Annotated in this window: 8 protein-coding genes and 1 pseudogene; 7 read left to right on the top strand and 2 right to left on the bottom strand. The window is 75.1% G+C overall.

Features of this window, described 5'->3' with window-relative positions; all coding sequences use genetic code 11:
- Positions 1-151: 151 nt before the first annotated feature.
- From ACWGJO_RS39565 to ACWGJO_RS39550, 4 genes are all read left to right on the top strand, one after another.
- Positions 152-502 (top strand): hypothetical protein, encoded by a 351-nt coding sequence (locus ACWGJO_RS39565; protein WP_452190529.1) that lies wholly within the window; start codon positions 152-154, stop codon positions 500-502.
- A 42-nt stretch (positions 503-544) separates the two neighbouring features.
- Positions 545-736, top strand: coding sequence for a hypothetical protein (locus ACWGJO_RS39560; protein ID WP_452180629.1), 192 nt, complete (start codon positions 545-547; stop codon positions 734-736).
- Positions 737-914: 178 nt separating this feature from the next.
- Positions 915-1,184, top strand: coding sequence for a hypothetical protein (locus ACWGJO_RS39555; protein ID WP_452190527.1), 270 nt, complete (start codon positions 915-917; stop codon positions 1,182-1,184).
- A 16-nt stretch (positions 1,185-1,200) separates the two neighbouring features.
- Entirely contained in the window at positions 1,201-3,507 is a 2,307-nt protein-coding gene (locus ACWGJO_RS39550; RefSeq protein WP_452190525.1) for an SAM-dependent methyltransferase, read from the top strand.
- Between the two features lie 69 nt (positions 3,508-3,576).
- Here the strand turns inward: ACWGJO_RS39550 and ACWGJO_RS39545 are convergent, their stop codons facing one another.
- Complete coding sequence (locus tag ACWGJO_RS39545; RefSeq protein ID WP_452190523.1) at positions 3,577-4,419, bottom strand: PIG-L family deacetylase; 843 nt, start codon at positions 4,417-4,419, stop codon at positions 3,577-3,579.
- 395 nt (positions 4,420-4,814) lie between these two features.
- Between ACWGJO_RS39545 and ACWGJO_RS39540 the strand changes: the two genes are divergently transcribed.
- The 3 genes and pseudogenes from ACWGJO_RS39540 to ACWGJO_RS39530 form a co-directional block, all read left to right on the top strand.
- Positions 4,815-5,243, top strand: a complete 429-nt coding sequence (locus tag ACWGJO_RS39540; protein ID WP_452190521.1) for a hypothetical protein — start codon at positions 4,815-4,817, stop codon at positions 5,241-5,243.
- Entirely contained in the window at positions 5,240-8,020 is a 2,781-nt protein-coding gene (gene fxsT, locus ACWGJO_RS39535) for an FxSxx-COOH system tetratricopeptide repeat protein (protein ID WP_452190519.1), read from the top strand. Before ACWGJO_RS39540 ends, fxsT begins: the two co-directional genes overlap by 4 nt.
- A gap of 91 nt (positions 8,021-8,111) precedes the next feature.
- Positions 8,112-8,453: pseudogene (locus ACWGJO_RS39530) on the top strand (SAM-dependent methyltransferase); the annotation flags it as partial.
- 36 nt (positions 8,454-8,489) lie between these two features.
- Here the strand turns inward: ACWGJO_RS39530 and ACWGJO_RS39525 are convergent.
- Positions 8,490-9,569, bottom strand: a complete 1,080-nt coding sequence (locus tag ACWGJO_RS39525) for an inosamine-phosphate amidinotransferase 1 (protein ID WP_452190517.1) — start codon at positions 9,567-9,569, stop codon at positions 8,490-8,492.
- Between the last annotated feature and the right edge of the window lie 717 nt (positions 9,570-10,286).

Raw genomic sequence — 10,286 nt, 5'->3', positions numbered from 1 at the left:
CCCGCCCCCCGCGCAACCCGCCCCACACCATTCCTCTATGGCCCCACCCCCCGCCGGCGCGGGCCCCCCACGGCCCCCCCCCCGGCCACCCGCCCGGTGACGCCGCCTCGTACGGCCGACCACCGGAGCACCGAACAGGAGAGAGAGGACCATGTACGAGCAGCCGCCGCCCCAGGTGCCGCCGATCGACCGCACGGTCGGCTACGACGCGTACCTGAAGGTGTACAAGGAGACCGTCGACGTCGGCGACGACCGGAACGCGGCCGCGGGCCCCGTCCGGGCGCCCGTCGGATTCACCGGCGGCCCTCGGCCGACCAGCGTGGTAGCCCCCACCTTGAAGGAGGGCGACGATCCCACCGAGCACCCGACCACACTGATCATGGACGGCCCCGGAGGGATCTACGGCCCCAGCTTCGCGGACCCGGCCCCCTGGGCCTGCGGCGGCGCCCCCACCCCCGGCTGCCTGCCGCCCCCACCCCCCGCCATCGGAGGCCTCTACTGAACCCTGCCAGCCGTCCCCGTACACACGAAGGGAAGAGCGACCATGACCATGGAAGACGTCCGCGAGGAACACCGGGTGTGGTCCCCCACCCCGCAGCTCCCCAGACTGGCCCCTCCGATCGACCGCACCGGCCGCACCGGCAGCGCCCTGGGCAACACCCCCGGCGTCGAGGCCGACAGCTTCTGGGACATCGTCAAGACCATCGCCCCGATCGCCGCCAGCGTGCTGCTCTGACGGGATCCCCCCACGGACACCTCGTCCGTACCGTGCCGACCGTGCGGCCCATCCGCCGCCCGGCCGGCACTCCGCTGCTCCGCTGCTGCCCGGTCGCCCGGCCCCCTGTCCGGCCGAACGTCCGTTCAGTAGCATGAACCCGCCTCCGCCCGCGGACCCGAGGGGACGAGTGACCGTCGTGACCACCCTGACCGCCAACACCCCGCCCGTCGACGTCGTGGACATCGACGTGGACATCGACCTGATCCTGGACGACGACGGCGACGCCGTCGCGGACGCCGCCCCTGCTCCGGGAACCCTCGCGTCCGGAGCACCGGTGCTGATGACCCCGCCGCAGAGCACCCAGGCCGTCTTCGAGTTCGACCCGCCCGTCCAGCTCGACCCGCCGCTCCTGGTGGACGCGCTGCCCCCGCAGGTCACCCAGATGGTCACCGGCGACGACCGCTGAAGGCCCGCGCCGCCGCATGGACCCCGACCTCCGCTCCGCGCACCGCTACTCGCGCCCCTTCGACCGCTTCCCCTCCCGCCGCGAGCACCGGGCCCGGTGGGCCGAACTGTCCCGCGCGATCGCCGCGGCCGGTCCGCCGGACGGTGGACCGTCCGAGCACAGGGGCGAGTTGACCGTCCTCGGCTCCGGCATCGAGGCCGCCGGCTTCACCCGCGCCGACGAGCGGTTGCTCCGCGAGGCCGACCACGTCTTCCACTGTGTGGCCGACCCCGCGACGATCGTGCGCATCAACGCCTGGCGCCCGGACGCCTACGACCTCGGCGTCCTCTACGACGACGCGAAGGACCGCTACCTGACGTACGTCCAGATGTCGGAGGCGGTCCTGCACTTCGTGCGGGCCGGGCGCCGGGTGGCGGCGGTCTTCTACGGCCACCCGGGCATCTTCGTGCTCTCCAGCCACCGCGCCGTGCGGATCGCCCGCCGCGAGGGCCACACCGCCGTGATGCGCCCCGGCATCAGCGCCCTGGACGTGCTCTGCGCCGACCTCGGCGTGGACCCGAGCACCCCCGGCATGCAGACCTTCGAGGCCTCCGACCTGCTGATCCGCGGACGGCGCCTCGACCCCGGCCTGCACCTGGTGCTCTGGCAGGTCGGCATCGTCGGCGAACTCGACTACCGGCGCGCCGGGTTCACCAACCGCCACCTGCCCGTCCTGCTGGACCGGCTGGAGGAGGTCTACGGGCCGGACCACACCGTGGTCAACTACATCGGCGCCCGCTACCGGGGCCTCGACCCCGTCACCGCCCGGTACACCGTCGCCGCCCTGCGCGACCCGGCCGTGCAGCGCACCGTCACCAGCGCCTCCACCTGGTACCTGCCGCCCGCCGTCGCCGCCCCGGCCGACCCGCGGGTGCTCGAACGCCTCGGCCTGCTGGAACCCGGCCGGACCGTCCGCCCGCCCGACGGCCCGCTGCGGGTCGTCGACGCGTACGGCCCGCGCGAACTCGCCGCCCTCCGCGGCTTCGCCGACTTCCGCGTCCCGGCCGGCTACCACTGGCAGGAGGACACCCCGGGCGCCCGCTTCGCCCTGGCCCTCGGCGAGGACGGCGCCCTGCGCGAGCGCTACGTCCGGGATCCCGCGGCCGCCGTCGCGGACTGGGCCCCGCCGGACCTCGGAGCCGACGAACGCGCCCTGCTGGCCCGGCGCGAGGACCTGGCCCTGCAGGCCGCCGCCCGGGGCGTCCCCCGGCGGCCCGGGCCGGAGGCGGCGCGCCGCCTGCGCACCCTGCTCACCCGCAGGTCGGAGGCCCGCCGGCTGGCGCAGGACGGCTCGGCGGGCTGGCCGTCGATCCGGCGGGACCTGGACTCCGTCCTCACCGGGGCCCTGTACCCGTGGACGGGCCTGTACGGCACCGCGGACGGCGGCCTCTCCGTCTACGTCCTGGGCCGCGCGACCGACCCGCCCCGGCACCGGGTCCACGTCGACGGTCGCCGGGTGACCGACCCGGCCTACGCCCACGGCGTGCTGCGCTGGCGTGCGGCGGACGGCGGCCTCGGCGGCGAACTGCGGACGGAGTTCGGCCGCGACGGTCGGCGCCGGCTGACCGGAACCGTCGCGGGCGCGGCGGTGCGCCTGACCGAGTACCCACTGCCGGCGGTGCCACCGCTCGCCGACCTCGTCGGCGGGTACCGCTGCGAGGGCGTGCGCGTGGACGTCGTACCCGGCACCCCCGGCTCGGCCCCGTGTCTGCGCGTCACCGTCGACGGCGAGCCCGTCACCGCCGCGGTGGTGATCGGACCGGCGGGCTTCGAGGTGGACGGCGTCACCGTCCCCTTCTCCGCGGCGGTGGCGGAGCCCGCCCGTTGCCTGTACGGGGACTACCGGCTGCGGCTGCCCGACCGGCCGGGCGGCGCCCGTCTGGGGGTCGCCGCGGACGGCGTCGTGCTCGACGGCCGGCCCGTCCCCGGGGCCTGGCCGAGCGGACGGCGGCTCGGCTGGCGGGACGGACCGGACCTCCTGCCGTCCGCCGACCTCACCCTGCTGCTCGACCCGATCACCCTGCACCCGATGCTGCACGGCACCGGACGGACGGCGGACGGCGAACCGTTCCCGCTGCTCGGCATGGTCCCGGTCGACGGCGACGCCGCCCGACGGCTCGCCGCCCGCCCCCGGTTCGGCATCCCGGCCGGCCCCTGGGCCCACCTGACGGCGCTCGCCGCCGGGGCGAGCCACGACGGCGGGCTGTTCTGGTGGCACGGCTGGGAGCAGTCGGCCACCGCCCTGCGGACCGTGGAGCAGGCCCTGCGGGACGGCGGCCGGTAGCGCCCGGCACGGACCCGGCCAACGACGGCCGGGTCCGCACGGGGACGGGAACGGGAACGGGAACGGGAATCAGCGCAGGCCGGCGAAGAGGTCGTTCTCGGGAACGGCCGCGCCGGTGCTGTCCTTGACCCGCACGAAGGTCTCCATGCCCATCAGCTCGGTGAACCGCTCCCTGCCCATCTTCAGGAAGAAGATGTTCTCGCCCTGGCTGGCGTGCGCGGCCAGGGCGTCGAACTTCCTGCCGCCGAACGCGGTGGTGTCCACCCAGGTGGTGATCTCCTCGTCCGGCAGGCCGATCTCCGACATGTCCGGCATCTCGGCCGCCTCCGCCGGATCCGGCTCCTCCCAGTCCCCGCCGAACTCGCGCATGACCTCGCCGAACCGCTGCATGGCCGAGCGCGGCGCCGTCGTCCAGTAGACCTTCGGCGTCGGATCGGTCAGCTCCAGCGCCGCCATGGTGATGCGGTGGGCCTGGATGTGGTCGGGGTGGCCGTAGAACCCGTTCTCGTCGTAGGTGACGACCACGTCGGGCCGGTAGTGCCGGATCAGTTCGGCGAGGCGGGCGGCGCCCTCCTCCACCGGCGTGCGCCAGAACGACCCGGGCTCGTCGTTGCTCGCCCAGCCCATCATCCCGGAGTCGGCGTACTCCAGCAGCTCCAGGTGACTCACCTTCAACACCTCGCAGCTGGCCTCCAGTTCCTGCCTGCGCATCGCGGCGACGGCCTCCGGGTCGTGCCCGGGCTCGCCCGGCTTGACCCCTCCCGGTCCGTCACCGCACCGGCCGTCCGTACACGTCACGAGGACCGTGCGGACGCCCTCCGCCGCGTACCGGGCGAGGACACCCCCGGTCCCGGTGGCCTCGTCGTCGGGGTGGGCGTGCACCGCCATCAGCGTCAAGGGCCGGTCAACCATCAAAATCCATCCTCCGGTGTGAAAAGTACTCGCCCCAGTCTGCGCCACCGGGGCGGGTGGTCGCCGGCGTTGTCCCGTACGGCATCGCGCACCGGGCAATCCGCAAGACGGACCCCAACCCCGCCCGGCGGCCGGGGTGACCGGCAGGCCGCGGCGCTCGAAGAGGGCGACGGAGGCGAGGGCGACGGACTCGTCCCAACTGTGCCACGTGGTCCTGGTGTTCATGGGGTGGACTCAGTCACCCGGCACCGTCGACCGATCGCAACCGGATCGAGACCGATCGTTTCGCACGTCCCGGGCCCGCCGCTCCCACGGGTTCCCTACGCTGTGGCCGATCCACTGCGGCCGGCCCGCTCCGGCCGGCCGTTTCGGCCCGGGATTTCGAGGGGGAGCCCATGGAGCTCGACGCGTTCATGGAACTGGCCGGCCCGCCGATCGGCGCCGCGATCGCCGCCTACGGCGACTCGGTGCTGACGCAGGCGCAGGACGCGGCCGCGAGTGCCACGGTGGGCCTGGGCACGCGGATCCTCCAGCGCGTCTGGAACCGGCGCGACGAGCGGCAGCGCGAGGACCTGGAGACCAGCGTCCTGGAGGCGGCGGAGGAGGGCGCGGGCGCGGACGCCCAGGGCGCGCTGCGGCAGGCCGTGCGGCGCACGCTCCTCCAGGACCCGGAGCTGCTGGCGGAGCTGGCCGCGCTGCTGGCGCGGACGGAGCCGGCACCGGTCAGCATCGTGGTGAGCGGTCAGGGGGCCGTCGTCAACACCGGCAGCAACAGCGGGACGATGAGCAGCAGGACCGTCGTCCACGGGGACGGCACCCGGTGACGTCGCCCACCCACCACTTCAGCGGCGCCGGACAGATCGCCAACTTCAACAGCTCCAACGACGGTCTGATGGTCACCCAGGTCACGACGATCGTGCTGCCCGCCGAGGCGCTGCGCTCCGCGGCCGACACCCCGGCCGTCGACGTCGTCCACCTGCTCCGACCGAACGGCCGCTTCACCGGACGGGAACGGGAACTGGCAGCGCTGCGGGAGGTGTTGAGCGCCGAACGCACCGGGCCCGGCGCGGCGACGGCGGTGCTCCACGGCCTGGGCGGGGTCGGCAAGAGCACCCTGGCCCGGCAGTACGCCCAGACCTTCCGCACGGCGTACGACCTGGTCTGGTGGATCGAGGCGTCCTCCCCGGGGGCCGTGGAGGAGGCCCTGGCCGAGGTCGCCCGGCGGCTGAACCCGGTCCGGGCCGGAACCGCGCAGCAGCCGGAGCTGACCGCCTGGGCGCTGGCCTGGTTCCAGCACCACACGAACTGGCTGCTGGTGTACGACAACGTCGAGGACCCGGCCCTCCTCGCGCCGTACCTGGGCAGCCTCACCGGCGGGCACCACCTGATCACCACCCGGCTCGCCGACTTCTGGGACGCGGTCGGCGTCGCCTCCGACGGAGCGCTGCTCGCACTCGACGTCCTCCCCCAGGAGCAGGCGGCCGAGCTGCTGTGGTCCTGGGTCTCCGAGTGGGACGGGTCCGACGAGTCGCGCTGGGAGGTCGGGCAGCTGGCCCGGGAACTCGGCGGCCTCCCGCTCGCCCTCGACCAGGCGGGCGCCTACCTGCGCCGGACCCGCACCACGGTCGCCTCCTACCGCCGCCGGCTCGGGCTCCAGCTGTCCAGGACCCCGGCGGGCCGGGACCCGCAACGCACCGTCGCCAGGGTCTGGCAGGTCACCCTGGCGGCGGTCGCCGAGGACGACCCGGTCGCGGTCGACCTCCTGCACGCCCTGGCCTGGCTCGACGCCGACGGCTGCCCACGCGACCTGGTCTCCCGGCTGGCCCCGGACGAGATCGCGGCCGACGACGCGCTCGGCGTCCTGCACGCCTACAGCATGATCGGCTACGCCTGGCGCGACGTCCGGGTGCACCGACTGGTCCAGGGCGTGCTGCGCGCCGACGCCCTCGCCCGGCGCCCGGCGGGGGCCGCTCCCCGGGGCCGGCACGAGGCCGAACAGGCCCTGCTGAAGGCCCTGGGTCCGGCCGGGCCGGGCCAGGAGGCCGACGCCGCCGAGTTGGCCCGCCTGGCCGGCCAGGTCCGCGCCCTGGCCGCGACCGACCCTCGGGACAGCTGCGACTCGGCGGTGTTCAATCTCTACGCCGGTGCCGCCCTGCACCTGGAGGCCCAGGGGCAGACCATCCGGACGCTGCCGCTGTACGAGGGGTACGACGCCCAGATCCGGCACGGGTTCGGGCCCGAGCACCCGTTGGCGCTGGTGGCCGGCTCCGCACTCGCCCGGGTCCACCTGGCGACCGGCCGGCCCGACCGGAGCATCGGGATCCTCGGCCCGCTCCTGGAGCAGAGCCTGCGGGTCCACGGCCCCGGGCACCTCACCACCCTCAACATCCGCAGCGGCCTCGCCTCCGCCCACCAGGCCCGCGGCAGCGTCCAGCAGGCGATCGAGGAGTACGAGAAGGCCGCCGACGACAGCCGGGACGCCCTCGGCCCGGACCACCTCAGGACCCTCACCCTGCTGAGCGACCTGGCGGGTGCCTACGCCTCCCTCGGCCGGACCGACCGGGCCGTCGGGATCTACGAGGACCTGCTCCGCCGGGACACCGCCCACGCCGGCCCCGGCGACCGGCCCCGGCCCATGGTCGGGCTCAACGGCCTGCGGCTGCGCAACAACCTTGCCGGGGCGTACGAGACCGTCGGCCGCTACCGGCAGTCGATCGCCCTCTACCAGGAGGTGCTGGCCGACTTCGAGGAACTCGTCGGCTCCGAACACCCCGACACACTCAGCTGTCTGAGCAACCTCGGGCACGCCCACGAGGCGGCCGGCGACCTGGAACGGGCCCGGGAGATCTACCGGGACGTCCTGACCCGGCGCGCGGACGCCCTGGGCGAGGAGCACCCCGACACCCTGCTCAGCCGGAGCAACCTCGCCTGCCTCTGCCTGACGAGCGGTGACATCGCGACCGGGTTCGACCTCTGCCGCACGACGCTGGCCCAGCGCACCGGTGTGCTCGGCCCGGAACACCCCGACACCCTGGTCAGCGTCTCCATGCTGGCCTCCGCCCACGACGCGGCCGGCGAGCCGGAGCGGGCGCTCCCCCTGTTCGAGGAGGCCCTCCGCCTGCGCCGCAAGGTCCTCGGCCCGAATCACCCGGACACACTGCGCAGCGCCGGGAACCTCGCCTCCGCCTACCACGGGCGGGGCGAGTCCGCCCGGGCCGTCCCGCTGTTCGAGACCGTGCTGGCCGAGCAGGAGCGGGTGCTCGGCCCGGAGAGCCGCGACACCGTGCTCACCCGCAACAACCTCGGGGTGGCCTGCCGGGCCGCGGGCGACCTGGGGCGGGCGCGGGCGCTGCTCACCACCGTGGTGGAGCAGCGCACCCAGCTGCTGGGCCCGGACCACCTGGACACCCTCGGCAGCCGTGCCGCCCTGGCCCGGGTGGACGAGGCGGCGGGCGACCTGACCGGGGCCGTCGAGGGGTACCGGGCCGCCCTCGCCGGGCTGACCGCGGCGGCCGGGACGGACCACCCCGTCTCCACCCTGGTGGCGGGCCTGCTGGCCGACGCGCTGCGCACGCGCGACGATCCCCGTCCGCGGCAGTAGCGCTCGGCGGGTCCACGCGTGGTGCCGGGCCGGGACGGGACGGCTCTCCTGCCATCGGGGCGACAGCGGATCCCAGGGACGGGTTGGCCCCATGACCGATGGCACCACCGGGATCGACCGCTCGAAGCCGAGCATCGCCCGCGTGTACGACTACCTGCTCGGCGGCACGGACAACTACGCCGTCGACCGCGAGGTCGGCGACTTCTTCCTCCGCGAGCTGCCCGGTTCGGTGGCCATGCCGTTCGCCAACCGCCGGGCCCTGGTCCGCGCGGTGGGCGCCATGGCCCGCTCCGGCGTCCGCCAGTTCGTCGACCTGGGCAGCGGCCTGCCCGCGGCCGAGAACGTGCACCAGGTGGCCCGGCGGCACCGCACCGACGCCCGCGTCGTCTACGTCGACAACGATCCGACCGTGCTCGCCCACGGCCGGGCACTGCCGGCCGCCGCCGGCCGGGCTCCCCGCACGCCCCGGTCAGGACAGGTAGTCCTCCGGCCCACCGTCGCGCCGGGTGTCCAGGGTGACGCAGTGGAAGCCGCCGCCGAGCGCCCGGGAGTGCCGCAGCCGGTGCGGCAGGACGGTGATCCCGGCGTGCTCCAGCTGCTTGATCAGGCTCTCCTGGCCGGACTCGACGATCGCCGTGTCCGGGGAGACCATCAGCAGGTTCATGCTGATCCAGCTCTCGCTGAGCGCGTGCTCGGGCGTGTCCCCGGTGGGCTCGGCCGGCGGGCACCACAGGATGTCCCAGCCCTTCAGCGGCGCCGGGACGGTCTCCGGGCTGATCCGCTCGGGGTTGAGCAGCACCAGCCCCGGCCGCAGCAGCGCGATGGTGCTGTCGATGTGGGTGTACCCGTAGATGTCGCGCAGCGGGTGCAGCCGCAGGCCCCCGTCACCGAGCAGGCCGAGGGTGGACTCCAGCCACCGCAGGCCGAGTTCGTTGCCGCTGCGGGAGACCTGGTAGAACACGTCCCGGCCGAGCCGCAGCACGTTCGCGGCGTCGAAGACCGGCTCGGCCTCGCCCAGCAGCGGCAGCCCGTCCGCGTCGAACTCGAAGAGCTCGTCGCCCAGCCGCGGCCGGGGGGCGGCCACCCAGCGCGCGCCGCGGCGCAGGTAGTCCTGGAAGAGCCCGCGCAGGCCGAACACCTCGAAGTAGCGCTGCCGCATCGGGCTCGCCACCTCGATCAGCGTCTCGCCGACCACCAGGGTGAGGTCCCGCGGGCAGTAGGAGTGGAAGCCGCCGTCGGCCTCCCAGAGCGGGGAGGCGAACCCGGCCGCGTGGTCGACCGCCTCGGGCCGGTGGACGGTGACGCCGAGGCCGCGCAGGGTGGCCACCAGCTCCTCCAGGTCCTCCTCGGTCTCCTCCACGACCTGCCGGGGGTAGGGGCCCGCCTCGATCGAGGCGAGGTCGGCGGCACTGGTCTTCGGGAAGCAGGACAGCCAGGAGGACGGCTCGGTCTGCTCGGGCAGCCGGGCGCCGGCGGCGGTCCCGACCACGATCTCCCGCAGTGTGGTGAATTCGTCCCAGCTGTGGACCGGACGGGCCGAATCGGACATGACTCTCCCTTGACACGGGTTTGGGGAAACGCGGAAAGGACGGCGGACGCGACGGCTCGGACCCGCGCGGCTTCGAACCGCGCCACAGGACGGCGGCGCCCGGTGGGCTCCGAAGGACCGCGGGCCGTCGGCGGAGCGGGGTCCCCCGGACATGCGGAAGACGGCGACGGAAATCGGGACGGATTTTGATCGCCGGACCGGCTCCGGCCGACCACGGCGTTACGGGAAATCACCGGCCGGGCAGCCGAATTCGCATTTCGGAGAGCCGGGATCGCTCGTCAAGCTACCCGGACGACCGACGGCGGCGCAAGGACCGTGATCGGCACCGGACGCGCCGCGCCAGGCCTCCGGTCGGCCCGTCCGTTGTTCAACTCCCCCGCGCCGAGGCTGATCAACACCCGGGCCACGGCCCGAAAGCCAACCCCGGGAGCCGACCCGGGAGCCGACCCGGGCGAGGGCCGGCAGCCGGCCCGGACGCGGTGCCCGTGGGACCGGCCGTCGCCACTGGGCCCCGCGCTCCGGGGCTCACCACCGCCAGGCCCGGCGGATCCGGCTCCCGCCCGCCAGGGCCAGCAGCGCCCCGCCCGCCGCGGCGACCCCGGCCACCGCCAGGTTCTGGCGCTGCGCCCGGCGCCGGCCGGCGGGGGAGCCCCGCGCGCGCCCGCCCCCGGCCGGCCCCCCCCACCCCCCCCGCCGCCCGCGCCCCGCCCCCCCCCC

The organism is Kitasatospora sp. NPDC054795 (genome assembly GCF_053611565.1).
Note: the sequence above shows the minus strand (reverse complement) of the source record. Positions and strands in the feature narration are given on the sequence as shown.